The 23471-nt window shown below is 63.9% G+C and carries 22 protein-coding genes and 1 tRNA gene; 10 read left to right on the top strand and 13 right to left on the bottom strand.

Features of this window, described 5'->3' with window-relative positions:
• Positions 1–64: 64 nt before the first annotated feature.
• The 5 genes from NYR54_RS08115 to NYR54_RS08095 all read right to left on the bottom strand — a co-directional run bounded on the left by NYR54_RS08115 (position 65) and on the right by NYR54_RS08095 (position 4083).
• Positions 65–793, bottom strand: coding sequence for an amino acid ABC transporter ATP-binding protein (locus NYR54_RS08115; RefSeq protein ID WP_261515116.1), 729 nt, complete (start codon positions 791–793; stop codon positions 65–67).
• A 7-nt stretch (positions 794–800) separates the two neighbouring features.
• On the bottom strand, positions 801–1529 hold the full coding sequence (locus tag NYR54_RS08110) for an amino acid ABC transporter permease (RefSeq protein ID WP_261515115.1): 729 nt from the start codon (positions 1527–1529) through the stop codon (positions 801–803).
• A gap of 4 nt (positions 1530–1533) precedes the next feature.
• A complete protein-coding gene (locus NYR54_RS08105; RefSeq protein WP_261515114.1) occupies positions 1534–2229 on the bottom strand; it encodes an amino acid ABC transporter permease in 696 nt (231 codons plus the stop codon).
• Positions 2230–2262: 33 nt separating this feature from the next.
• Positions 2263–3099 carry a transporter substrate-binding domain-containing protein gene (locus NYR54_RS08100; RefSeq protein WP_261515113.1) on the bottom strand — a complete coding sequence of 279 codons (837 nt, stop codon included), beginning with the start codon at positions 3097–3099 and terminating at the stop codon, positions 2263–2265.
• A 339-nt stretch (positions 3100–3438) separates the two neighbouring features.
• Positions 3439–4083: an EthD domain-containing protein gene (locus tag NYR54_RS08095; protein ID WP_261515112.1), complete on the bottom strand. Its 645-nt coding sequence runs from the start codon at positions 4081–4083 to the stop codon at positions 3439–3441.
• 216 nt (positions 4084–4299) lie between these two features.
• Here NYR54_RS08095 and NYR54_RS08090 point away from each other — a divergent pair, with 216 nt between their 5' ends.
• The gene (locus NYR54_RS08090) at positions 4300–5253 is read left to right on the top strand and encodes a nuclear transport factor 2 family protein (protein ID WP_261515111.1); all 954 of its coding nucleotides are present in this window, start codon (positions 4300–4302) and stop codon (positions 5251–5253) included.
• A gap of 88 nt (positions 5254–5341) precedes the next feature.
• On the opposite strand, the gene NYR54_RS08085 is transcribed toward NYR54_RS08090, so the two are convergent.
• Together NYR54_RS08085 and NYR54_RS08080 are read right to left on the bottom strand one after the other, a co-directional pair.
• Positions 5342–7063, bottom strand: a complete 1722-nt coding sequence (locus tag NYR54_RS08085; protein ID WP_261515110.1) for a GMC family oxidoreductase — start codon at positions 7061–7063, stop codon at positions 5342–5344.
• A gap of 82 nt (positions 7064–7145) precedes the next feature.
• Positions 7146–8123: a fumarylacetoacetate hydrolase family protein gene (locus NYR54_RS08080; RefSeq protein WP_261515109.1), complete on the bottom strand. Its 978-nt coding sequence runs from the start codon at positions 8121–8123 to the stop codon at positions 7146–7148.
• 136 nt (positions 8124–8259) lie between these two features.
• On the opposite strand from NYR54_RS08080, the gene NYR54_RS08075 reads away from it, so the two are divergent.
• Complete coding sequence (locus tag NYR54_RS08075) at positions 8260–9117, top strand: helix-turn-helix domain-containing protein (RefSeq protein WP_261515108.1); 858 nt, start codon at positions 8260–8262, stop codon at positions 9115–9117.
• A gap of 10 nt (positions 9118–9127) precedes the next feature.
• Here NYR54_RS08075 and NYR54_RS08070 read toward each other — a convergent pair whose 3' ends face one another.
• Complete coding sequence (locus tag NYR54_RS08070; RefSeq protein ID WP_261515107.1) at positions 9128–10222, bottom strand: mandelate racemase/muconate lactonizing enzyme family protein; 1095 nt, start codon at positions 10220–10222, stop codon at positions 9128–9130.
• A 160-nt stretch (positions 10223–10382) separates the two neighbouring features.
• Here NYR54_RS08070 and NYR54_RS08065 point away from each other — a divergent pair, with 160 nt between their 5' ends.
• Genes NYR54_RS08065 through NYR54_RS08050 form a run of 4 tightly spaced genes read left to right on the top strand, consistent with a single transcriptional unit; the run spans position 10383 to position 14493 of the window.
• Positions 10383–11813 carry an NAD-dependent succinate-semialdehyde dehydrogenase gene (locus tag NYR54_RS08065; RefSeq protein ID WP_279327447.1) on the top strand — a complete coding sequence of 477 codons (1431 nt, stop codon included), beginning with the start codon at positions 10383–10385 and terminating at the stop codon, positions 11811–11813.
• A gap of 41 nt (positions 11814–11854) precedes the next feature.
• Positions 11855–12964 (top strand): mandelate racemase/muconate lactonizing enzyme family protein, encoded by a 1110-nt coding sequence (locus NYR54_RS08060; RefSeq protein WP_261515106.1) that lies wholly within the window; start codon positions 11855–11857, stop codon positions 12962–12964.
• 46 nt (positions 12965–13010) lie between these two features.
• Complete coding sequence (locus NYR54_RS08055; RefSeq protein WP_261515105.1) at positions 13011–13805, top strand: alpha/beta fold hydrolase; 795 nt, start codon at positions 13011–13013, stop codon at positions 13803–13805.
• A gap of 37 nt (positions 13806–13842) precedes the next feature.
• Complete coding sequence (locus NYR54_RS08050; RefSeq protein WP_261515104.1) at positions 13843–14493, top strand: glutathione S-transferase family protein; 651 nt, start codon at positions 13843–13845, stop codon at positions 14491–14493.
• A 191-nt stretch (positions 14494–14684) separates the two neighbouring features.
• Here the strand turns inward: NYR54_RS08050 and NYR54_RS08045 are convergent, their stop codons facing one another.
• The 5 genes from NYR54_RS08045 to NYR54_RS08025 all read right to left on the bottom strand — a co-directional run bounded on the left by NYR54_RS08045 (position 14685) and on the right by NYR54_RS08025 (position 19873).
• Complete coding sequence (locus tag NYR54_RS08045) at positions 14685–15227, bottom strand: hydrolase (RefSeq protein WP_261515103.1); 543 nt, start codon at positions 15225–15227, stop codon at positions 14685–14687.
• Positions 15228–15457: 230 nt separating this feature from the next.
• Positions 15458–15534 (bottom strand) — tRNA-Arg (locus tag NYR54_RS08040).
• A 232-nt stretch (positions 15535–15766) separates the two neighbouring features.
• The gene (locus NYR54_RS08035; protein WP_261515102.1) at positions 15767–17239 is read right to left on the bottom strand and encodes a sensor histidine kinase; all 1473 of its coding nucleotides are present in this window, start codon (positions 17237–17239) and stop codon (positions 15767–15769) included.
• Between the two features lie 185 nt (positions 17240–17424).
• Positions 17425–18816: a class II fumarate hydratase gene (fumC, locus tag NYR54_RS08030; RefSeq protein WP_261515101.1), complete on the bottom strand. Its 1392-nt coding sequence runs from the start codon at positions 18814–18816 to the stop codon at positions 17425–17427.
• Positions 18817–19087: 271 nt separating this feature from the next.
• Positions 19088–19873 (bottom strand): L,D-transpeptidase, encoded by a 786-nt coding sequence (locus tag NYR54_RS08025; RefSeq protein ID WP_261515100.1) that lies wholly within the window; start codon positions 19871–19873, stop codon positions 19088–19090.
• A 257-nt stretch (positions 19874–20130) separates the two neighbouring features.
• Between NYR54_RS08025 and NYR54_RS08020 the strand changes: the two genes are divergently transcribed.
• From NYR54_RS08020 to groL, 4 genes are all read left to right on the top strand, one after another.
• Positions 20131–20769 (top strand): DNA-3-methyladenine glycosylase I, encoded by a 639-nt coding sequence (locus NYR54_RS08020; protein ID WP_261515099.1) that lies wholly within the window; start codon positions 20131–20133, stop codon positions 20767–20769.
• A 56-nt stretch (positions 20770–20825) separates the two neighbouring features.
• The gene (locus tag NYR54_RS08015; protein WP_261515098.1) at positions 20826–21260 is read left to right on the top strand and encodes a GNAT family N-acetyltransferase; all 435 of its coding nucleotides are present in this window, start codon (positions 20826–20828) and stop codon (positions 21258–21260) included.
• A gap of 192 nt (positions 21261–21452) precedes the next feature.
• Positions 21453–21749 (top strand): co-chaperone GroES, encoded by a 297-nt coding sequence (gene groES, locus NYR54_RS08010; protein ID WP_261515097.1) that lies wholly within the window; start codon positions 21453–21455, stop codon positions 21747–21749.
• Between the two features lie 67 nt (positions 21750–21816).
• Positions 21817–23448: a chaperonin GroEL gene (groL, locus tag NYR54_RS08005; protein ID WP_261515096.1), complete on the top strand. Its 1632-nt coding sequence runs from the start codon at positions 21817–21819 to the stop codon at positions 23446–23448.
• The last annotated feature ends 23 nt before the right edge of the window (positions 23449–23471 follow it).

Raw genomic sequence — 23471 nt, 5'->3', positions numbered from 1 at the left:
GATCGGCGCTGTACTCGGGCAGCCGCTGCGGGAGTCAGAGGGGATGCCCGCCCGCCCATCTCTGTTAGCCGTGATCCAGAGCGGCGACGAATTCGCGGGCGCGCGGGTGCTGGGGCGATGAGAAGAACCGGTCGGGTGGGGCGACTTCCAGCAGACGTCCGCCGTCCATAAACCACACCGTGTCTCCTACCTCGCGTGCGAAGCCCAGTTCGTGCGTCACGCACAGAATAGTGAGGTTGCCCTTGGCCAGGGTGCGCAGAAGGTTGAGCACCTCGCCCACCATCTCTGGATCGAGCGCGCTGGTGGGCTCGTCGAGCAGCATGATCTTCGGGTTCATGGCGAGCGCCCGTACAATGGCAACGCGTTGCTTCTCGCCGCCGGAAAGATCGGCCGGATACCGGTGCGCCCTCGCGGCAAGGCCGACGCGGCTCAGATGTTCCATCGCAAGCGCTTCCGCCTCGCGAAGAGGCATTTTGAGAAGGCGGTAGAGCCCGATCGAGACGTTCTGCAGCGCCGTCAGGTGAGGGAAAAGGTTGAACTGCTGCGCGACGAAGCCGATCCCGCGCCTGAATTCGTTGATGTTGACGCGCCTGTCGCTCACGTCGACGCCGTCCACCACAAGCCGCCCGCTGCTGATCTCCTCCAGCCGGTTCACGGTTCTGACGAGTGTGGACTTGCCCGATCCAGATGGCCCGCAGAGTACCACGACTTCCCCGCGTCGGATGTGGCCGGATACCTCGGTGAGGGCCTGGAACGACCGATAGCGCTTGCTGACCTTCTCGAAGACGATCACCGCCGCCTCATGCCTGTGCGAGTTGCGCGTTCGGTTGGATGAGGCCGCTGTCGCGTTCCCGCTTTCGCGCCACCCGCACTTCCAGCCAGGAGGCGGTCTGCGACAGGGCAAAGCAGCAGCAGAAATAGATGGCCGCCAGAAGGACGAGCACCTGGAAAGGCCGCCTCATCTCGAAATTCATCACCTGCAGCGCGGCGAAGGTGAGCTCGTGAAGCGAGATCACATAGGCAAGCGAGCTTTCCTTGAAGATCGCCGTCAGGTTGTTCAGAATCCCGGGAATGACGTTGTAGAGCGCCTGCGGCAGGATCACCTTCCAGGTCGTGACGAAATAGCCGAGGCCGAGCGCCCGCGCCGCCTCCGTTTGGCCCTTCGGCAGGCCCTCTATGCCGCCGCGAATGACCTCAGAAAGATAGGCCGTCTGGAAGCTGACGATCGCGATCACGATGGTGGCGAACGCGCTGAGCGTGAAGCCGAGGATGACCGGCCCTGCGAAGAAGATCCAGAAGACCAGCATGAGAAGCGGAGTTCCGCGGATGAGATAGACGAAGGCGGTGGAGGGCCACACAAAAAGGCGGATTCCGCTCGTGCGGCAGAGCGCCACCAGCACAGCGCAGGGGAAGGCCAGCACCATGCTGGTGATTGTGATGAGCAGTGTCATCGCCAGCCCGCCAAGCGGGCCCTTGGGATAGTCCCCGACCAGCAGGAAGAGCCAGTGCTGTTGCAGGATTTCGATCACCGGATCAGGTCCTTAGCTGGAAGCGTCGCGACAGGGCCGCCCCGCCGAGCATCAGGGTCAGGGTGCAGATGAGATAGATCGCGGTGACGACGCCAAACGCCTCGAACACGCGGAAGGTGTTGTCTTCGATCTGGCGCGCGACGTCCGTCAGCTCCACCACACCGATGATGCCGGCCAGGCTCGTTCCTTTGAACATGTGGAGCGTCTGGTTGACGAGCGCCGGCAGGGCGATCCTCCAGGCCTGGGGAATGAGGATCCAGCGCATCGTCTGCAGGAAGCTGAAGCCCATGGCGCGGGCAGCTTCGCGCTGCGCCTTCGGCACGGCCCTGAGCCCGGAGCGGAAGTCCTCCGACATGTAGGCGGCCATGAAGCAGCTCACCGCAATGACCGCGAAGCCGAGTTCGGCATTGTGCTGGTTCAGGAACCGGTTCACCGACAGCGGCAGAAGCTGCGGCATGCCGAAATACCAGACGAAGAGCTGCACGAGCAGCGGCACGTTGCGGTGGTATTCGACATAGGCCGCCACCAGCCACTGTAGAGGCTTGAAGGGTGTAGCGCGGATAAGCGTGAGAACAAGCGCGATGGCAAGGCCGAGAAACCAGCCCGAGACGAACAGAAGCATGGTCGTGGCGAGCCCGCTGAGCAGCATCTCGAGATAGCGCCCGCTCAGGACCACGCTGAAGTCGAGATCATATCCCATGGGCGGTGCTCGCCATGACCGGTTGGAGTTGCGTCAGCGGGCGAGAGCTTGCGGCCGGTTCGGCTCGCCGAACTTGTAGTCCCTTTCGAGGTTCAGGCCGGTGCCGCTGCCAAGCCACCTGTCGAAGAGCTCGTCGCCCTTGCCGTTGGTCTCGATCTCCTCGAGGAAGGCGTTGATCTCGTCGCGAAGCGCCGTCTCGCCCTTCTTGACCGCCATGCCGGTCGTGGCCGTCATCACGGGTTCGGGAAGAAGGCGCGTAGTGTCTCCGCCGCCGCCGCGCAGTGCCACGAGCCGCACCGTCACCTGATTGTTGCAGGTGGCCTCCACCTTGCCCTGCAGGACGGCCAGCAGCGAAGCCGAGGTGTCGTCGAGCGACAGGATCGTGGCATCGGGATAAAGCTCACGGAAATTCTCTTCAAGCACGCTGCCCTTCAGGATGGCGACGCGCTTGTCCGCAAGCTCGTCGAGATGCTGGTAGGGCGAGTCCTTCAGCACCATGCAGCGCCAGGAGGACTGCAGATAATTGTTGGAGAAATCGACCTGCTGCGCACGCTCTTCGGTGTAGCTCAAGAGCGAGATCAGAACGTCAACCCGCCCCTGGGTGAGCTCCGGGATGCGCGATTGGGAGGTGACGACCTTGGTCTCACCCTCGACGCCCAGATGGTCGGCCAGAAGGTGGCACAGATCGATTTCGTAGCCGACCAGCTCGCGCGTGTTTACGTCCTGATAGGCGAAGGGCTCGTTGACGTTGAGGACGCCACATACGAGTTTGCCCCGGCTCTTGACGTCCGACAGGACGTCGGCGCTCGCGGCGGCGGTCACGGCGCCCAGCAGTCCCGCCGCAAGGGCCGAAAGGGTGAAAAGTTTCATTGTCTCCTCCTCATTGATTATGTGTTTTGAATGCGGATGCGAGCGGCCGATGCGCTCCAGTCGCAACGTCGTTTCCTGGCCGTGCCTCCCATCCCGAACTCTTCGCCTGCAGACAGCCCGCCCATGGCTTCAGACTGCGCAATTGGCCTTCCTTACGCCTGCCTGCTTCCCCCTCCACGCACGGTGCTGCGGCAGGCTTTAAGGAGCATACGATCGAGGGACTCCGGTTCAATTTGAAAGGCGCCAAATTTCACCCATTGAAGTTTGGGTAAGGACAGGCGAGTCTCCATTTGCGCGATTCCGGGCCGGGGAACCGGCGTCTTCTTTTCCGGAATGGCGTTAGACGAGCTGGTAGTCGTCCGCGACGAACAGCGCCGTGCGCACTGTTTCCGTTTCATGTCCCGCCAGAATTTTGGCGTGGCTGCCGCCCAGCGCACTTTCCGGAAAGCGGAGCTCTGCGAAGCCGCAGACCGGCAGGCGCAGTTCGGGAACCTTGCTGCCCGGCGCATGGCTTTGCGACAGGATCTCATGGACGACGCGGCTTTTGGGCGAGGGGACATCCCGCAGTCGCGCCTCGATCTCGCGGGACCATTCCGCGGCGTGTGCGGGATCACCGATCCCCAGAAGGTATATCTTAAGGCCGTCCTTGTCGTTTATGTCGCCATGCGGCGTGGCGACCGTCACGACGCGCCGCACAGCGCCGATGAAAGATTCGGAATCCCTGTCGCACTCGCGGATGCGCGGCGATTGATAGGCGATGTCTCGCTGCTCCACTGTGTCGAAGGAAAGGACAGCGAACCCGTCAATGCCGGCTTCCCTCGCATGGACGTTGGTGAGCGACGAATCCTTGATGTGGCCTTGGATGTAGCGGCGGACGTGGGGCAGGCCGGCCGCGAGCACGCCGTGAGGATCAAGCCAGTGACGCCTGAAGGTATCCAGATCGATATCTGCCCGGCGCCGGATCAGGCTGAGCGCGGTAATCATGATGACGGTCCTCCCTCCTTGCCGGCGAAAACGTCCCATCGAAGCTTGCCGGTGCCCGTGATTTGATGTTTGCCATGGCTGCCTCGTCAACGCGGTGCAGGGTGCGCGGGGCCTCCTTTCCGCGGAATTCCAACCACTGAAATTCTCGGACATGGGCATGGCAGCCGCAAAGGCGATAGGGTGAAGCTCTGGCCCGAACGGATTTGGAGGTTGAACGTGAATCGCCACGACGAGTTGATGATCCGCCTGGAGATAGAAAGCCTGAACGCGGAATTCGCCTATCTGATCGATCACGACCGGTCCGACGAAGTGGCTGATCTGTTCACCGAGGATGGCGTCTACCGCCGCTCGACGGGTGAGGCGAGCAGCGGGCGCGAGGCGATCCGGCGGAGCTACAAGATTCGCGCCGACCAGGGCCCGCGCACGGCGCGGCACATCTTCACCAATCTGCGTCTTACCGTGGAGAACGAGCGGCTCGCCCGCGGGACGGTGATCCTCACCCTTTTCGCGAATGACGGGACGCCGCCGCTCCCAGCCGACCCGATGCTGGTGGCAGACTATGACGACATCTACGTCCTCTGCGATGACGGGCGATGGCGCTACAAGGAACGCACCGTCACGTGGCTGTTCCGCCGCCCGGGGGCGCGCTCGCCCCTCCAGCTGGGAGACGCTTCAGGGAAGGGTCGGCCAGGCTATGGCGACGATGCTGGTTCGGTCGCCACCGGTGGTTCCAAAAGCCCCTTATCCAGCGTTGCGGAGGAGAAGGACGCGATCCGCGAGACAATGGCGCGCTACTGTCAGGCGCTTGATGCCGGCGAGTTTGACCGCGTGGCTGCTCTCTTTACCGAGGAGGGCGAATGGACGACCGACTACGACAGCGCGGTCGGCCCGGCGGCCATCGAGGCGATGCTGACCCGCAACGTGCCGCGCAAGGGCGAGGGGCCGCAGCGCAAGCACTATGTGGCCAACAGCGTGATCGACGTGAACGGCGAGGAAGCGAACGCCGTCTCCAACTACCTGATCATCCGCGAGTCGGAGAACGGGCTGATCCCCGTCATGTGCGGCACCTATAAGGACCGGTTCCGCAAGCAAGGCGGCCGGTGGCTCTTCGCCCGCAAGGAGCTGATCCACGACATAGCCGGGGACATGGCGCTGAAAAACGGCAAATAAGGCGCGGCCTCGCGCCATCTCCAGTAAGGAAAAATGGCGGAGCGGGGGGCTTTCTGCAGCGCCCCCGCATCCGCACGGGAAAAGATCATCAGGCGGTCGCCAGCGCCTTCCGCTCCGCCTTGATGAAGTCCGCCATCTTTTCCGCAAGCATGATGGTGGGGATGTTGGTGTTGGCGCTGGGAATGGTCGGCATCACCGAGGCGTCGCAGACGCGCAGCCGCCCGACACCGTGAACGCGGCCATGGCCGTCGGTTACGGCGAGGCGGTCATCCTCCGTGCCCATGCGGCAGGTGCCCACCGGGTGCCAGACGCCCGCCACCGACCGGTCTAGGAAGCGGTCGAGTTCGGCGGTGTCGGACAGGAGCGCCTGCATCGTGATGCCCTGGGTGACGAGTGTATCGACCAGCCAGCTGCGCAGAAAGGGTGCCGCATCGAGCAGGCCTGAGAAAACGCGCATCTGTATGCCGTTCCAGAGGCCGGGGCTCGACACCTTGCGCACCCGGTCGGAGAAGTTGGCCGGGAAGACTTTGGTGCGCACCGAGTCGAGTTCGGGCGCGTGGGCGATTTCGGCCAGGAACAGGAAAGCCTGGCGCAGCCGCACGCGGTCCCGCTCGTCGCTCAGCATGTTGAAATCGACCACAGGCTCCACCCTTACATCGGTGGAGCGCAGGCTGACGTGCCCCTTGGAGTGGGAGTTGTTCACCCAGAAATAGAGCGAGCCGATGCGCTGGCCGAGCGCATGCCAGGCGGAGCGGGCGATGAGCGCGAGGCACATGTCGCCCGGCGCGCAGCCTTCCACGCCGGACGAGAAGCGGACGTGAACCTGCGTGTGGTGGCGGTTGAGATTCTTGAGACGCGCTGCGGGGCGCAGGTAGCAGGAGACGCTGATGGCAGGATGTTCCTGCAGGTTCTGGCCGACGCCCGCCCTGTCCGCAACCACCTCGATACCGAGCTCGCGCAGGTCCGCCGCACGGCCGATGCCGCTGCGTATGAGCATGGCCGGGCTGTGCACGGTACCTGCGCAGAGCAGCACCTCGTCGGCGTCAATGCGGCGAGGCCCGGCCCCGGACTCGATCTCCACCCCGACCGCCTGCCTGCCCTCGAAGACGATGCGCCTCACCATGGTCTCGGTCAGGATCGTCAGGTTCGGCCGCTGGCGCACGGAGGGGGTGAGATAGGCGAGGGCGCAGCTTACCCGCTGCTCGTTTTCGTCGATCGACGAGGTAACGGGCATGACGCCGTCCCGCCACTCCCCGTTCTGGTCTTCGATGTAAGGATAGCCGCGCGCCTGCAAGAGGCCGGCCACCGCCGAGACGAAGCCGGACCAGTCTTCGCGCGGGAAGCGGCGGATGGTGATCGGCCCGTCCTTGCCGTGATACTCCCCGTCGCAATCGAGATCCCGTTCGAGCTTGCGGAAATAGGGAAGCACGGCCTCCCACCTCCACTCGGGCCCGCCGTATTCGGCCCACCGGTCGTAATCGGTGGGGGCGCCGCGATTGGCGATAAGGCCGTTGATGCTCGATCCGCCGCCGAGGAGTCGCGCCTGCTCGTATTTGGCTGTGCGCCGGGTCTCTGCCCTGTTGCCGAGCGTGCCGCCGAGAAAAGCCTGTAGACCAGGCCAGGTGAAATCCTTGTTGAAATAGGCCTTGGCCGGATAGCCGGAGAGTACTTCTTCGGGCGCGTTCTCGCGTGAGATGTCCTTGCCAGCCTCGATCAGCAGGACGGAGCAATCAGGGTCCTCCGTCAGCCGGGCGGCTAGCACGCACCCCGACGATCCGCCGCCGATGATGACATAATCGTATCTGGTCATGTGTTCCGCAGCCCTTCGAGATCGCGGCCGGCAAACGCCGGACGGCCTGTACCCTGCTGCATGTTCGCGAAGACGCTGCCCGTCACAGCCGCTCGACTCCGGTGACAAGCGTGCCGATCCGCTCGATGGTGATGGAGATCGGCTCGTCCGTGTGCTGCAGGTCTATGTTTTGCACCGCCACGGTTCTGCCGCTCGCGCGCTTCAGCGCCGTTCCCATCGAAACCACATCCCCCGGCAGAAGCGTAATGTAGTGAGTGATGAAGGCCAGCGTCTCGGGAATCTTGTTGGTGAGGTTTGCGGTGTTGTCCTCCGTCACCACCTCATCGCCGCGCCTCAGAGTCACGGTGAGATTGTGCGGATCGGAGATTTCGTCGCGCGTCACCACCCAGGGACCAAGCGGCGAGAATGTGTCGCTGCACTTGTAGCGCCCGGGATAGCTCGTAAACGTATCCACATATTCGATCTCGGCTTCACCCGAAGCGGAGGGATGGATTGCGCGATACTGGAACGTATCCTCGGCGCGCATCGTGGGCGAGGTGATGTCGTTGTGGATCGTGTATCCGTATACGTAATTATAGGCCTCCGAGGCATTGATGCCGGTGGCCTTTTTGGCGATCACGATCCCCAATTCCGGTTCGGGATGGACGCGGCCATACTGTTTGCGCACGCGGACTCTGCCTTTATGCCCAAGCAGCGCATTCGCAGCCTTCAGGAAGAGCGCGGGATGGCTGGGCCCGCGGATGATGCGCTCGCTGTTCGCGCTGTTGTTCAGCGCAAGACAGCAGATCTTGGAGGGGCGCAGCACCGGCGGAAGCCATGTGATGCTGCCGGTGTCCACCTCGCAGCCGCCGTTGGTGATGGCCCAGTCGATGGCACGCTTCACGCGCGCGGTTGCCTCGGGGCCGGCTTCGATCAGGCTGATCAGATCGCCTGAAAACGCCTCCAAACCCGCCGTGTCACCGCTGCCCTGCAGCGCCTTGGCAAGGTCGATCAGACCGCCATCGGGAGAGGCAACCCCCAGTCGCGGTCCGCTGCCGTTTTCGAAACATGCAATTTTCATCTCGCCACCACTCCAAGGCATAAGGCCACGGGACACCGCCTCCGCTTGTACACGCGCCCCGGGAAACGAAAACCTTGAAGAAATTCCAGTTTCAACTATTGAAATAATCTCGCAACAGGATGGGAGGCGGCGAGAGTTGGAGGAGAGAGGAAGTACGGGCGGCCAGCGCCGGCGCAGCTTCGCGAACGTCACCGCGATCGAGCGGGTGTTGACGGTGCTCGAAGCGATCAACCGGATGCCGACGATCACCGTGAAGCGGATCAGCAGTGAATGTGACGTACCTGCCGCGACCGTCGTTCGTATTCTCGAAACGCTCTGCGCGCAGGGTTATCTGGTCCATCTTTCGCGCCGCGCTGGCTATTCGCTGACCTCGCGCGTCAAGGCGCTGAGCGCGGGCTACCACGGCCCGCCCATGATCGTGGAACGGCTCAGCAAATATGTGGACGCGCTGACCATGCAGCACTTGTGGCCCTTTTCGATCGCCACGCTGGAGCACGATGTGATGGTCATCCAGTACACGGCGATGGAACTGAGCCCGCTCAGCCATGTCCGCACGACATTGCACCGCAGGCTTTCGCTTGTGGGCCGGGCGTACGGCATCGCCTATCTCGCCTTCTGCAGCAGCATCGAGCGGCATCATCTGGCGCGCATCATCTTCTCCCAGGATTATCCGGAGAAGGATGCCATCAAATCCCTGCGCGACTGGAAGGACCTGATCATGCGCACGCGGGCGCGCGGCTATGCGATCCGCCCGCGCAATTTCGACCCCACGACGAGCACCATCGCCGTGCCCATCATGATTGGGCCGGGGCGCGTCGCCGCGACCATCGGCATGACGTTCTTCCGCCGATCGCTGCGTCCGGCGCAAGTGGCCGGATACGCCTCAATCCTGAAGGCCACTGCCAAGGAAGCAGGCGAGGAGCTGCGTGCAGCCATTCTCGCCCGGCAGGAGGAAACGGCGCTTGCCACTCCCTCCGGCCTCGTCACGGGTTAAGGCAACAGGGCTAAAACGCCACCTCGTGCGCCGAAAGGCTGTCCACGTCGATCTCGATGCCGTGGCCGGGCGTCTGCGGCGGCTCCAGACACCCGTTGACGATCGGAAGCGGCTCGGGCACTGCGCCAAGCTCGAACAGGCTGACGCCCATGATGTTCTCGATCTTGCCGCTGTTGGGGATGGCGCAGGCAAGATGCACCGAAAGCTCCATGGCGCCATGCGGCGAGATCGGCAGGTTGGCGCATTGCGCAAGCACGGCCACCTTCATCCACTCCGTGATGCCGCCGACCTTCCAGACGCAGGGTTGCAGAACGTCGGCCGCGCCCTCCCGGACGTAGTTCCAGAACTCGAACTTGTTGCAAAGCTGCTCGCCCACCGCGACCGGCACAGGGGATGAGGCGCAGAGCCGTGCATGGCCTGCAACATCGTCCGACAGCAGCGGCTCCTCGATGAAGAGCGGATTGACCTCCGCCAGCATGGCGCAGCGCTGCACGGCCTCGCCTGAGCCCCATTTCTGGTTCGCGTCGAGCATGAGTTCGCGGTTCGGGCCGATAAGCTTGCGCACGGCGCGGCAGCGCGCCAGATCCTCCTCCGCCGGCCGCCCGAGCTTGATCTTGAAGGCTTCGTATCCCGCGGCAAGCTCGCCCTCGATCTGCTTCAGAAGACCCGCTTCGTCGAGATGCAGGTTGATGCCACTGGCATAGACGCCGATCCGCTCGCGGCTGGCGCCAAGCAGGCGGTAAAGCGGTTCTCCCGCAAGCCTGCCCCTGAGGTCCCAGAGCGCGATGTCGATGGCCGAAATGGCCAGGGTGGTGATGCCGCCGGGCCCGGCATAGTGACATGCCTCCCAAAGCCGCGTCCACAGCGCCTCGTTGTGGCGCGGGTCCTGCCCGAGAAGGAGAGGCACCATGTGGTCGCGGGCTAGCCGCGAGGCAGCCGCGGCCCCTACCGCCGGCGTGGTGGACCAGCCGAGGCCGCTCACGCCCTCGTCGGTCTCAACCCGGACCGTCACGAGCTCGCGATGGGTGAGCCTGAACTTGGCCGAGACCAGAGGCTCCCGCAGCGGAATGCGAAAGCAGCGGATTTCTATGTCGCTGATTTTCATGAAGGAACCCTCGAACCTGGACCGCCTCGACGGCCTCTAGACGGTAAGGCGCAAGGGGCGAAAGGCCATGGGCATGAAATTTCAATCATTGAAATCTTCCTTGTGCCAGCCTGGATCGCCGCCCGGCTATGATATGCAGCCGGGAGAGAAGAGGTCCATCATGACGCATGTGCAGCTCTATATCGACGGACAATGGCGCGACGGCGCTTCCGGCAAGACGCTGGATTTCTGGAACCCCGTCAATGGCGAGGTGATCGGCACGGTCGCAAAGGCGGAACAGAGCGACCTTGAGGAGGCCGTTGCGGCGGCGGAAAGGGCCTTTAGATCGTGGCGCTCCGTCTCGGCCTATGATCGCTCAGCCCTCCTCAGGAAGGCGGCCGGCATACTGCGCTCCCGGCTGGACGAGGTGGCCACGCTTCTCGTGCGCGAGGAGGGCAAGCCGCTGGCAGAGGCCAAGGGCGAGGTGGCCGCGAGCGCCGACATCATCGAATGGTTCGCCGAGGAAGGCCGCCGCACCTATGGCCGCCTGATCCCCGCGCGGGCCGAGACGGTGCAGCAGCTCGTGGTGAGGGAGCCGGTCGGCCCCGTTGCCGCATTCTCGCCGTGGAATTTTCCGGTGGCGCAGGCCGTCCGCAAGATCGCAGCCGCGCTCGCCTGCGGCTGCACCATCATCCTGAAAGGCCCAGAGGAGACGCCTGCCTGCTGCGCCGCCCTGGTGCAGGCTTTCGCGGCAGCCGGCCTTCCGAAGGGCACCCTCGCGCTGGTCTACGGCGTTCCGGCGGAGATTTCCCAATACCTCATCCCGCATCCGGCGATCCGTAAGGTCTCGTTCACAGGGTCAACCGCGGTGGGCAAGCAGCTTGCCTCGCTCGCGGGGCTGCATATGAAGCGCGTGACCATGGAGCTCGGCGGACATGCGCCGGCAATCGTCTTCGATGACGCCGACATAGCCAAGGCCGTCGACCGCCTGGGCGCCTTCAAATATCGCAACGCCGGCCAGGTTTGCGGGGCGCCGACACGCTTCCTGGTGCAGGAGCGCGTCTATGACGCCTTCCTCGAAGGATTCGTGGCCTACGCTCAGGCGATCAAGGTGGGCGACGGCATGGAGCCGGATACCCGCATGGGGCCGCTTGCCAACCCGCGCCGGGTGGATGCCAGCCTCGCCTTCGTGGAGGACGCGGTGAAGAAAGGCGCGCGGCTTGCCTGCGGCGGTGCGCGCATCGGTAATCGCGGGAATTTCTTCCAGCCCACCGTGCTTGCGGACGTGCCGGTGGACGCCAATGTGATGAACCAGGAGCCTTTCGCGCCGATCGCTATCGTCAACCGCTTCTCCGAGGCTGAGGACGCATTGGCCGAGGCCAACCGGCTGCAATACGGGCTTGCGTCCTACGTCTTCACCGAATCCCACGCCCGCGCCCAGATTGCCTCGGCGGGCATTGAGGCGGGCATGGTCTCCATCAATCACGCGGGACTCGGCCTGGTCGAAACGCCCTTCGGCGGCGTGAAGGACAGCGGCTATGGCTCCGAGGGCGGTCTGGAGGCTATGGAGCCCTATCTCGTCAGCAAGTTTGTCACCCACGCGCGGATCTGAGCCTGAATGCGGTGGACGGCGCATCATCTTCGGGGCTTGCCATGAAGATCGCGGAGATCTCGACCGCCGTTGTCGCGCTGCCCGCCGACGAACCATTGGCCAATGCGCCCAACAATCCGGGCGGCAGCCGCCTGACGGTGATCCTCAGGCTGCGCACCGACGATGGCCTTGAAGGCATCGGCATCACCTATCTCGGCGCCGCTCTGACCCGCAGTCTGCGCCACGCCACGCAGGCCCTTGGCGAACTCGCGATCGGCGAGGACGCCGCCGACATTCCCTTAATCAGGAAGAAGCTTTTCGCGGCGGCAGGCGGCTCGGGGCCGGAGGGCATGTTCTCGCTGGCGCTTGCCGCGCTCGACATCGCGCTTTGGGATATCGCCGGGAAAGCCAAGGGCGAACCCCTCTGGAAGCTCGTCGGCGCATCCGGTGCGCCGGTGCCGTGCTATGCGAGCGGGGCGATGATGCGCGAGCTCGATCTCGGCACCGCCGTGAAGGCTGCTGGCCGGTTGGTTGAATCCGGTTTCACCGCCATGAAGTTCCAGCTCGGCCTGCCCGGTCCTTTTAACCTCGACGCTGAGATCGAGCGCGCGCGGCTGATCCGCGAGTCGGCGGGCGATGAGGTGGCGCTGATGTGCGACGTCAACCAGCGCTGGAGCCTCGAGGAGGCGCTGAAGATCGGGCCGCGTCTCGACGAATACGCGCTCACCTGGCTCGAAGACCCGATCGCCTATGACGATGTCGACGGACTGGCCCGGCTTACTGAGGCGCTCAAGACGGACATCGCCGCCGGAGAATATCTCTACCGACCTTCCGCCTTCCGCCACATGCTGGAGGCGCAGGCGCTCGACATGGTCATGATCGACCCGTTCCGCGCGGGGGGTATCACGGGCTGGCTGGAGATCGCCGCGCTTGCCCACCGCTTCGGAAAGCGCGTGGTGAGCCACCTGGCGCCCGAGGTGCAGCTTCACTTGATCGGCGCGATCCCGAACGGCTGGATCGTGGAATACATGCCCTGGTTCAACGCCCTCTACGAAGAGGTGGTGTGGCCCAGGGACGGCATGCTCGCCATGCCGGAGAAGCCGGGGCTTGGAGTGGCCTTCGACCGCCGGGCGCTTGCCCGCTACACCGTCGAGGAGGCGTCCTCGAAATGACGGCCGCCGGCGGATGCACGCGCGCACGAAGGAGTTGGGAGGACTCATGGATTTTGTCGAACTGAACGGTACCGCGATACGCTACGAGCTTAAGGGCGAAAAAGGCCCGCTCGTGGTGCTGATCCACGAGATGGGCGGCTGCCTTGAGAACTGGGACGAAGTGGTTCCCGCGATCGAGGGGTACCGCATTCTGCGCTACGATTGCCGCGGCTTCGGCATGTCGGAGCGCGTGCGCGGCGATCTAAGCGTCGATACGCTTTCCGATGACCTTGCCGCCCTGCTCGACCATGTTGGTGAGAAACGGCCGGTCGTGATCGCCGGCTGCGCGGTGGGCGCGGCGATCGCGCTCGTCTTCGCCGCGCGCCATCCCGAGCGCACCGCCGGGGTGGTCGCTATGAGCCCGGCGCTCGACATGAAGCCCGAGGACCGGCCGGCCCGGCTTTCGATGCTGGAAACCGTCGCCCGCGAGGGGATGCGCGCCATCATGGATGGCGCGCTTGGCGCCGGCTATCCGCAGGTTCTGCGCGACCGCAATCCGGAGCGTTTCCGCCGCTTCCGTGCACGCTGGCTCGGCAACGATCCGGAAAGCTTCATCGCGCACTACAGGATGCTGATCTACATGGACATCGCCGCCGAGCTCCGCACGATCCGCTGTCCCACGCTCGGCGTCGGCGGATCGCTCGATGTCTTCCGCACGCCCGACTATGTGCGGCAGGTGCTTTCGCCCATCCCCGGCGTCGAGTTCGTCACGATCGAGAGCTGCCATCATCAGCCCGCCGCAACGCCGGAGCCCGTTGCTGCAGTGCTGAAGGATTTTCTGCGCCAGCACGCGCCCACGTGAGCGGCGGCGCTAAGCCGTTTAGGAGGGAGGAGTTCGCATGAAGCTGTTCTGGTCGCCACGTTCGCCTTATGTGCGCTTCGTCATGGTTGTGGCCCATGAGGTGGGCATCGCCAGCGAAATTAAGACCCATTACACGCTCGTGAACATCGAGGCGCCGCATCCGGAACTCTTTGAACACAATCCGCTTTGCAAGATCCCGACGCTGATCCTGCCGGACGGTTCGGCACTCTACGATTCCCGCGTCATCAGCGAGTATCTGGACGAACTCAAGGGGCGCAAGCTGATGCCGGCTTCCGGACCCGAACGGGCAACGGAGCAGCAGCGGACGGCGCTCGGCGTCGGCCTGATCGATCTGCTGATCTCCTGGCTCATTGAGCGCAACCGCCCGGAGGAGCACCGCAATCAACGGTTCATCGAGGCTGTGAAAGCCAAGTACGAAAAGGTGCTCGACGAACTGGAAAAGCTTGCGCCGCGCCTTCAGACCGAGCCTTTCCGCATGGGCCATGTGGCGATCGGCACGGCCTTGTCCTACTCCAACTTCCGCTTCCCCGCGCAGAAATGGGAGGAACGCCGTCCGGTGCTTGCCAGATGGCACGCGCGTTTCGAAGAGCGCCCGTCCTACAAGGCCGATCCGTTCTTCGACGAGCTTGCCGCCGAAGCCGCTGCAAAGGCGGCGGAAAAGGCGTAGCAGCAGGAGGGCCTGTCGACTCCCCCAGCACGCGCTCTCTCCGCTTCTCCTTTGCCATTCGCCAGAGCTCGATTTACGAAGCACCGGCGCCGATGCCTGCCACCCGTCCTCTCCCCACAACGTGGGCGAAAGGTGTCGAGGCGAAGCCGAGACGGTGAGGGGGAATTCGCCATATGCAATCGCCCCGCTCTTCAACGGATGAGCTTGCTCAAGGCCTTGAAATGGGGCGAGGCGGCGGAGCCGATCCACTCGAACACGACCATTTCAGTAGTGACCACCTGAACGCCCGCCGCAGTGAGGCGATGGATCGCAATCTCCCGGCTCTCAGGCCTGCGCGATGCCGTCGCGTCGATTGCGACGAACACGTCGTAACCGTCGGCCTTTGCCTCGATAGCCGTCTGCAATACGCAGACATGCGCCTCGATCCCGCACAGAATGAGGTGCGGGCGGGAATGCGCGCGCAGCGCCGCGCGTATCGGCTCGTTGCGGATGCAGGAGAACTCCGCCTTCGCCAGGCGCACCACGCCTTCCGCCTTCTCCTGCAGCGGCGCCACGGTCTCGCCGAGGCCCTGGGGATATTGTTCCGATATGGTAACTGGCACACCCGCCAGGCGCGCCGCTTCCAGGAGCCTCCCGCAATTTTGCACCATCGCGTCCTTGTCGTGCATGGCAGCCGCTAGCCGTTCCTGCACGTCGATGATCAGGAGCTGCGATCGAGCGATCTCAATGAGCATGTCCGGTTTCCTCTCAGGTCCGTGCGGCCGGGCCGCGAATGCTGGCGCTGAAGCGTCTTTGAGGAATGACCTAACCACGAACCTGTCCCCCTCTCCATAAGGAAAATCGCGAATTTCAAAGATGCCGCCGGGTGTGCCTGGCGATGAGGCGCACGTTCGCGCGCAGAAGCCTCGGATTCGAGAATCCGGCCAACTCCCGAGGGAATAAAGTCAGTAGAATCAAGAAGTAATGGCGCGCCCGAAAGGATTCGAACCTCTGACCCCCAGATTCGTAGTCTGGTGCTCTATCCAGCTGAGCTACGGGCGCGCAGGCTGCCGGAAAGGCAGCGGAACACGGGAAAGCCCCGTGAGCGAACGCCGCTTACCTAACGACTGAAGCGGCCAAAAGCAAGCACCCACGTGAAGATTTCCCGCACGGGGAATGCGGCAAAAACATCCGCCTCGCTCTTGCGGCGATGGTTGCCATTGCCCTTTGTAGAAGCAGGCGGCCTTGTCGTTGGTCCGGCGCCGTTTTCCGCGGTCCGCCGTCGCGGAACCCCTCAGGAAGCGCCGTTGACGTCGTGATCGTTGGCATCGGGAATCAGGATGGAAAAGACGGTGTGTCCGCTCCTGCTTTCCTTCAGCGAGATCTCGCCGCCATGGGCGCGCACCAGTTCCTGTGCGATGGCAAGGCCCAGGCCCGTGCCGCCGCTTCTGGCACCTCCACGAAAGGCGGTAAACAGGTTTTCGCGCGCCTTGGGGGGCAGTCCCGGCCCGGTGTCGGAGACGAGGATCTCGACGCTGCGCTCCTCGCGATGCGCCGAGATCGTCAGCCTGCGGACCAATGCCGTATCCTTCTCGGCCGACATCGCCTCCACGGCGTTGCGGGCGAGATTGGCGAGCACGCGAAAGAGCTGCTCCGCGTCCGCCTCGATCTCGAGCCCCGGATCGACCGCATTGACGAATTCGACCCCATTTGCCGAATCGATCGCCAGCGTGGCGCGCAAATCTTCCACAAGCTGGTTCAGCCTCAGCCGGCGGCGCTTGGGCGGGGCCTCCTGCGTGCGCCCGTATTCGAGCACGCCCTGCGTATAGGAGACGGCGCGGTCGAGCGTGCGCACAAGCCGGGGCGCCAGCGACTGCACGGTGGGATCGACGCTCTGCGTCAGCCGGTCCGACATGAGCTGCGCCGACGACAGCATGTTGCGCATGTCGTGGTTGATTTTGGATACCGCAAGCCCCAGATCGGCCAGCCGCTTGCGCTCGCCCAGCGTGCGGTAGAGCGTCTTCTGCATGGCGGCGAGCTCGCGTTCGGCAATGCCGATCTCGTCACTGCGGTCCTCCGGCTGGATGATGCGGGCCGCATCCTCCGGCGCCGCGCCGAAGGCGAGCATCGACTGGGTCATCATGCGGATGGGCCGGATCATGATGCGGTTGATGGCGTAGAAGACGAGGGTCGCCGTAATGAGCGAAATGACAAGCGAAAGAAGCGCCACATTGCGCGCATAGACCAGCAGGGCCGCGCGCAATTCCCGGTCGGGTACGATAATCTCGTACTGCTTCGGGCTGGAGCCGATGCTGCCGAAAATGCGCAGCATCCTGTCGCCGCCGAAAAAGAGGGTTCCGAAGGTTTTTGCGATCGCCTGCAGCGGGCCGATATTGTCGAGATCGGCATGCATGTCCACCGCGGGCGGAACCTGGGAGACGACCAGAAGCCGCGAGGTGCCCCCATCCCGCACCGCAATCGCGCTGACACCCGTCGTCATGAGAATGTCGTTGCTGGCCTCGCGGCTTAGCCGGTCCGGATCGCCCTCCAGCAGAACGATGGCGACCAGAGCGGCGCTGCGCAGCCGCTGCTCCATCCATTGCAGGCCGAAATTGGCAACCGAGGGGATGAAGATCAGCACCTCGGCAGCCATGACGAAGAGAATGGTCAGAAGCAGGAGCTTGGTGGACAGGCCGCGCGTCAACGGCACCGCAGGCGCGGTTCCGGTCTCCCTTTCGCCTCCCTCCTGGCGCGTCTTGTCAGCCATGCCGAATCGGGCCGTCAGTTCCGATCCTCATCGGAATAGACGGAGAAAGCGCAACAGTCCATGTTTCCGCCAAGAGGCGTCATTGAGCAAGCCGCCCTAAGACCGGCACGGCTCATAGCGGCTCCATACGGCCACAGGAGATACTGCCCAGTGGAGAAGCGGCCGGGCAACGAGCCCGGCTCGTCTCAGCTCGGGGCGATCATCTTTTCAGGCCGCACCAGCCGGTCGTACTCTTCCTCCGAAACGAGCCCGGTCTTCAGCGCCTCCTCGCGCAGGGTCGTGCCGTTCCTATGCGCGTTCTTGGCTATACGGGCCGCGTTGTCGTAGCCGATGGCGGGGGCGAGGGCCGTAACCAGCATGAGCGAGCGCTGCATCAGGTCGGCGATGCGCGCCTCGTCCGCCTCGATGCCCTTTACGCAGTTGTCCGCGAAGGAGCGCATGGCGTCCGACAGCAGCCGGATGGACTGCAGCACCGCATTGGCGATCACCGGCTTGAAGACATTGAGCTCGAAATGCCCCTGGGAGGCGGCCACGGAGACGGTGGTCTGATTGCCCATGATCTGAGTGGCGACCATGGTGAGCGCCTCCGCCTGGGTCGGGTTCACCTTGCCGGGCATGATTGAGGAGCCGGGCTCGTTTTCCGGTAGCTTCAGCTCGCCCAAGCCCGAGCGCGGACCGGAGCCCAGGAAACGGATGTCGTTGGCGATCTTGAAGAGATCGGCGGCAAGCGCATTGAGCGCGCCGTGGAAGGCGTTGAGCGCGCCATGGCTGGCCAGCGCCTCGAACTTGTTTTCCGCCGTGCGGAACGGCAGCTTCGTGATGGCCGCGGCGCGCTCGGCAAAGGCCTTGTCGAATCCCTTGGGCGCGTTGAGGCCCGTGCCGACCGCCGTGCCTCCCTGGGCGAGTGCGTAGACATCCTCGAGCGCGCGTTCGATGCGCGTGCGCCCCAGCCTGAGCGCGGCGACGTAGCCGGAAAATTCCTGCCCGAGAGTGAGCGGCGTGGCGTCCTGCGTGTGCGTGCGGCCGATCTTGACGATGTCGCCGAAGGCGCGCTCTTTCTCCTGAAGCGCCGCCGTCAGGCGGTCGAGGGCCGGAAGAAGCTCGGCATGCGCCTCCCGGGCCGTCGCGATGTGCATGGCTGTCGGGAAGCTATCGTTGGACGACTGGCTCATATTGACGTGGTCGTTGGGATGGACCGGCTTCTTCGAGCCCATCTCCCCGCCAAGCATTTCGATGGCGCGGTTGGAGATCACCTCATTGGCGTTCATGTTCGTCTGTGTGCCGGAGCCGGTCTGCCAGACGGAGAGGGGAAAGTGGTCGTCGAGCTTGCCCTCCAGCACCTCGCGGGCGGCGGCAGCAATCGCCTCGCCGAGCTTGGAGTCGAGCTTGCCGAGCGACATGTTCACCTCGGCCGCGGCCAGCTTGACGATGCCGAATGCGCGGATGAGCGGCACCGGCATCTTTTCGATGCCGATCTTGAAATTGCCGAGCGAGCGCTGGGTCTGCGCGCCCCAGTATTTGTCGGCGGGCACTTCGATCGGGCCAAAGGTATCGGTCTCGACGCGAGTCTCAGTCATTCGGCTTCACTCCAGACGGCTTTTGCCGCCATATGCGCCAAGGCCAAGGCTTTTGCAAACCCCCGCAGCGGGCCCATGCGCCACTGTATCGATTAAAGTCGCAAAAAGATTTTGTGCCCGGCCCAAGCCGCTTCCCTTCAGAGGGCTGTTGGGGGAGGGGTCTTCTGAAATGCACGGAAAAACGAAAGGCAGCACCTCCCCATGGAGATGCTGCCTTTCAGCAGACGACGCCGGCAAACCCCTCCACCGGCTCGTCCCCCGCGTAGTGGAATCAGATTACCACGACCTTGGTGCCGACGGGAACACGTTCGTAAAGGTCGATGACATCTTCGTTGCGCATGCGGATGCACCCGGACGAGACCGCCTGGCCGATGGTCCAGGGCGCATTGGTGCCGTGGATGCGGTACAGGGTCGATCCGAGATAAAGAGCGCGCGCGCCCAGCGGATTGTTCGGCCCACCCTTCATATGGACCGGCAGGATGCGGCCTTTCTTGCGCTCGCGCGCGATCATCTCCGCAGGCGGCCGCCAGTCCGGCCATTCGCGCTTGGCCGTCACCTTGTGCGTTCCGGCCCATGCGAAACCGGGCTTGCCCACACCCACGCCGTAGCGGCGCGCCTTGCCGCCCGCCATCACCAGATAAAGGAAGCGCTCCCGGGTATCGACCACGATGGTGCCTGGCGACTCCTTGCCTTCATAGGGCACGATCTGCGGCAGGAACTTTGGATCGATATCATATTCTGCTGGCGGCGCGATCCGCGGAGCGGCGGCCATCGTACGCAGCTCCTGGCGGGCCTCACGGCTCTCCACCGGCCGTTCAGCCGGGCGGCGCAGCTGATGCGCCGGCCGGACCGGCGTCGCATGGGGACGGTACTGCGCCGGGTAGCGCGCCTGGGGCTCAACACCGGCGGGAAGCCCGCGAAGCTGAAGAACCCACGGCGCGGAAAGATCGGGGCTTACCAGCACCGGCGGCCGTTCGGCATAACGGCTCTGCGCCCCCGCAGCCCCCGCGGCAAGCAGCACACAGGCCATGCTTGCGGCATACAGAATGATCTTCATGGACAAATTCCGACCTCGCTCAAATTGTCCCGGCCGGCGGCAGCCCGATGCCAAACCGTTTTCGGGTTGCGCCGTCCAGAAAAGGCGCGCATTCCGGCGCCTCATGGCGTGCAATGCTGCATTGGGCGTGCAACCGAATGGTGAATCGAAGAGTCAGAAAATGCGATATTTTCCGGAACCTTTTGGCATGGTTACCGGCGCGTGGAGAAAGCTGGTTAACAGCCTCCTACATTGAAGACGACAGCAAGCGGGAAGACATGAGCGAACAGAATACTGGCCTGATCGAGGGCGCCGACGGCAGGATGCGCTGCTTCTGGCACGCGAACCTGCCCGATTACATGGCTTATCACGATCGCGAATGGGGCCGCCCGGTGGCCGACGACCGGCGCCTGTTCGAGAAGCTGTGCCTGGAAGGCTTCCAGTCGGGCCTTTCCTGGCTCACGATCCTGCGCAAGCGCGAGAACTTCCGCGAAGCTTTCGATGATTTCGATTTCGAGCGCGTGGCCCGCTTCACCGAACGGGATATCGAGCGGCTGCTCGGCAATCCGGGCATCGTCCGCCATGGAGGCAAGATCCGCTCAACCATCAACAATGCCCGCCGGGCGATCGAGCTTGCCGAGGAGGCGGGCTCGCTTGCGGCCTATTTCTGGCGACATGAGCCGCAGCCGGAAGAACGGCCCGAACGGCTCGACTATGCCACGCTGCGCACGCTCGGCAAAACGGACGCCTCCATCCGCATCTCAAAGGATCTGAAGAAGCGCGGCTGGACCTTCGTCGGCCCCACCACGGTCTATGCCTTTATGCAGGCCATGGGGCTGGTCAACGATCACATCGAAGGTTGCGCCGTGCGGGCGGAGGTCGAGGCTGAAAGGGCGCGCTTCCAACGGCCGCGGTAGCGTAACGTAACCGGGCAGCATGGGTGGAAACAATCCGGATAAGACAGGAGGCGTTCTTGGCATCGAACAACAAACCTGCGCCGCCCTTCCGCCTGCTCATCGATCCATTTCCTTCAAATGCCGCGTTGAACGAGCTTTGGCGAGCGGCATGGGATGATGCTGAAGAACGGGATTTCTCGCCTGTCCTGCAGCGCAGTCTCGCCCACATCGGAGCCTATTGTGGCGAGCGGATCATCGGCTTCGTCAATATTGCCTGGGACGGCGGGCGGCATGCATTCCTTCTCGATCCATGCGTTCATCCGGATTTTCGGCGGCAGGGCATCGGAACGGTCCTTGTCCGCGAAGCGGCACGGTGCGCGAGCGAACGCGGCGCCCACTGGCTACACGTCGATTTTGAACCGCATCTTGAAAGGTTTTACGCCGGCTGCGGCTTCCTGGCGACGAAGGCCGGGCTCATCCGGCTGGGCGGAGGTAAGGCGCCGGCAGCGTGAAAAGGAAGCGTTGATGCGCGGTTTGAACAGCCCGCTTTGGGGCCCGCCCGAGCGGCTTGCTGTTGACTCTTGCTGGTCCGGCCTTTATTTCGACGGTTGTTAGCACTCTCGACCGGTGAGTGCTAAAAATTGCTCCGCCCCGTCTGGGCGGAGAAGAAGCCCATTTCACCATCCGAATCAAGGGTTCAGAAGATGGCCAATGTGAATTTTCGCCCGCTTCATGACCGCGTGGTCGTTCGCCGGGTCGAATCCGAGGAGAAGACGGCCGGCGGAATCATCATTCCTGACACCGCCAAGGAGAAGCCGCAGGAAGGCGAAGTTCTCGCCGTCGGCCCGGGTGCGCGGGACGAAACCGGAAAGGTTGTGCCTCTCGACGTGAAGGCGGGCGACCGTGTCCTCTTCGGCAAGTGGTCCGGCACCGAGGTGCGGATCAATGGTGAGGACCTCCTGATCATGAAGGAGTCCGACATCATGGGCGTGATCGGCTGAGGCTGGCCGTCCGCATATCGTTCAATAGACAACCGGGCTCGTGCCCGAGCCCAGGAGACAAGAGAACATGGCTGCTAAGGACGTAAAATTCTCCCGTGACGCGCGTGAGCGTATGCTCAGGGGCGTCAACATCCTGGCCGACGCGGTGAAGGTCACCCTCGGCCCCAAGGGCCGTAACGTTGTGCTCGACAAGAGCTTCGGCGCACCGCGCATCACCAAGGACGGCGTGACGGTCGCCAAGGAAATCGAGCTTGAGGACAAGTTCGAGAACATGGGCGCCCAGATGGTGCGCGAGGTGGCGTCGAAGACCAATGACATCGCCGGTGACGGCACCACGACGGCCACTGTGCTTGCTCAGGCCATCGTGCAGGAAGGCGCCAAAGCGGTTGCCGCCGGCATGAACCCGATGGACCTGAAGCGCGGCATCGATCTCGCCGTTGCCGAGGTGGTCGAGTACCTCGCCAAGGCCGCCAAGAAGATCAAGACCTCCGAGGAAGTCGCCCAGGTTGGTACGATCTCCGCCAATGGCGAGCGTGAGATCGGCGAGATGATCGCCGAGGCGATGCAGAAGGTCGGCAATGAGGGCGTGATCACGGTTGAAGAGGCCAAGACTGCCGAGACCGAGCTCGAGGTGGTCGAGGGCATGCAGTTCGATCGCGGCTATCTCTCGCCCTACTTCGTCACCAACCCGGAGAAGATGGTGGCGGAACTCGAGGACGCCTACATCCTCCTTCACGAGAAGAAGCTCTCCAACCTGCAGTCTATGCTGCCCGTCCTTGAGGCAGTGGTACAGTCCGGCAAGCCGCTGCTCATCATCGCCGAGGATGTCGAGGGCGAGGCGCTGGCGACCCTTGTGGTCAACAAGCTGCGCGGCGGCCTGAAGATCGCTGCCGTCAAGGCTCCGGGCTTCGGCGATCGCCGCAAGGCCATGCTGGAGGATATCGCCATCCTCACCGGCGGCCAGGTGATCTCTGAAGACCTCGGCATCAAGCTCGAGAATGTGACGCTTGACATGCTGGGCCGCGCCAAGCGCGTCTCCATCGCCAAGGAGACGACCACCATCGTCGATGGCGCCGGCAAGAAAGAGGAGATCGAGGGCCGCGTCGCCCAGATCAAGCAGCAGATCGAGGAGACCACCTCCGACTACGACCGCGAGAAGCTGCAGGAGCGGCTGGCCAAGCTTGCCGGCGGCGTTGCGGTGATCCGTGTCGGCGGTGCCACCGAGGTTGAGGTGAAGGAGAGGAAGGACCGCGTGGATGACGCCCTCAACGCCACCCGCGCGGCGGTTGAGGAAGGCATCGTGCCGGGCGGCGGCACAGCTCTCCTGCGCGCCTCCACGCAGATCAAGGCCAAGGGCGAGAACCCGGACCAGGATGCGGGCATCAACATCGTGCGCCGCGCCATCCAGGCTCCGTGCCGTCAGATCGCGGCCAATGCGGGCGCCGAGGCTTCGATCATTGCCGGCAAAATCCTTGAGAACTCGAACACCAACTTCGGCTACAATGCCCAGACGGGCGAATATGGCGACATGATCGCCCTCGGCATCGTGGATCCGATGAAGGTGGTCCGTACGGCGCTGCAGGATGCCGCTTCCGTGGCGGGCCTGCTGATCACCACGGAGGCCATGATCGCCGAGCTGCCGAAGAAGGAAACGGCTCCGGCAATGCCGGGCGGCGGCATGGGCGGCATGGACTTCTAAGTCCTCCCATCGCGACATGACTG

The organism is Chelativorans petroleitrophicus (genome assembly GCF_025398195.1).
In the GTDB taxonomy this organism is placed as follows: Bacteria; Pseudomonadota; Alphaproteobacteria; order Rhizobiales; family Rhizobiaceae; genus Chelativorans; species Chelativorans petroleitrophicus.
Note: the sequence above shows the minus strand (reverse complement) of the source record. Positions and strands in the feature narration are given on the sequence as shown.

Excerpts from the sequence above, each read along its gene's own strand:
- fumC (WP_261515101.1), bottom strand. The coding sequence starts at position 18,816 with ATGACTGAGACTCGCGTCGAGACCGATACCTTTGGCCCGATCGAAGTG.
- NYR54_RS08095 (WP_261515112.1), bottom strand. The coding sequence starts at position 4,083 with ATGATTACCGCGCTCAGCCTGATCCGGCGCCGGGCAGATATCGATCTG.
- NYR54_RS08080 (WP_261515109.1), bottom strand. The coding sequence starts at position 8,123 with ATGAAAATTGCATGTTTCGAAAACGGCAGCGGACCGCGACTGGGGGTT.
- NYR54_RS08065 (WP_279327447.1), top strand. The coding sequence starts at position 10,383 with ATGACGCATGTGCAGCTCTATATCGACGGACAATGGCGCGACGGCGCT.
- NYR54_RS08060 (WP_261515106.1), top strand. The coding sequence starts at position 11,855 with ATGAAGATCGCGGAGATCTCGACCGCCGTTGTCGCGCTGCCCGCCGAC.
- NYR54_RS08050 (WP_261515104.1), top strand. The coding sequence starts at position 13,843 with ATGAAGCTGTTCTGGTCGCCACGTTCGCCTTATGTGCGCTTCGTCATG.
- NYR54_RS08035 (WP_261515102.1), bottom strand. The coding sequence starts at position 17,239 with ATGGCTGACAAGACGCGCCAGGAGGGAGGCGAAAGGGAGACCGGAACC.
- NYR54_RS08020 (WP_261515099.1), top strand. The coding sequence starts at position 20,131 with ATGAGCGAACAGAATACTGGCCTGATCGAGGGCGCCGACGGCAGGATG.
- NYR54_RS08105 (WP_261515114.1), bottom strand. The coding sequence starts at position 2,229 with ATGGGATATGATCTCGACTTCAGCGTGGTCCTGAGCGGGCGCTATCTC.
- NYR54_RS08055 (WP_261515105.1), top strand. The coding sequence starts at position 13,011 with ATGGATTTTGTCGAACTGAACGGTACCGCGATACGCTACGAGCTTAAG.
- NYR54_RS08100 (WP_261515113.1), bottom strand. The coding sequence starts at position 3,099 with ATGAAACTTTTCACCCTTTCGGCCCTTGCGGCGGGACTGCTGGGCGCC.
- groL (WP_261515096.1), top strand. The coding sequence starts at position 21,817 with ATGGCTGCTAAGGACGTAAAATTCTCCCGTGACGCGCGTGAGCGTATG.
- NYR54_RS08045 (WP_261515103.1), bottom strand. The coding sequence starts at position 15,227 with ATGCTCATTGAGATCGCTCGATCGCAGCTCCTGATCATCGACGTGCAG.
- NYR54_RS08085 (WP_261515110.1), bottom strand. The coding sequence starts at position 7,063 with ATGACCAGATACGATTATGTCATCATCGGCGGCGGATCGTCGGGGTGC.
- NYR54_RS08025 (WP_261515100.1), bottom strand. The coding sequence starts at position 19,873 with ATGAAGATCATTCTGTATGCCGCAAGCATGGCCTGTGTGCTGCTTGCC.
- groES (WP_261515097.1), top strand. The coding sequence starts at position 21,453 with ATGGCCAATGTGAATTTTCGCCCGCTTCATGACCGCGTGGTCGTTCGC.
- NYR54_RS08070 (WP_261515107.1), bottom strand. The coding sequence starts at position 10,222 with ATGAAAATCAGCGACATAGAAATCCGCTGCTTTCGCATTCCGCTGCGG.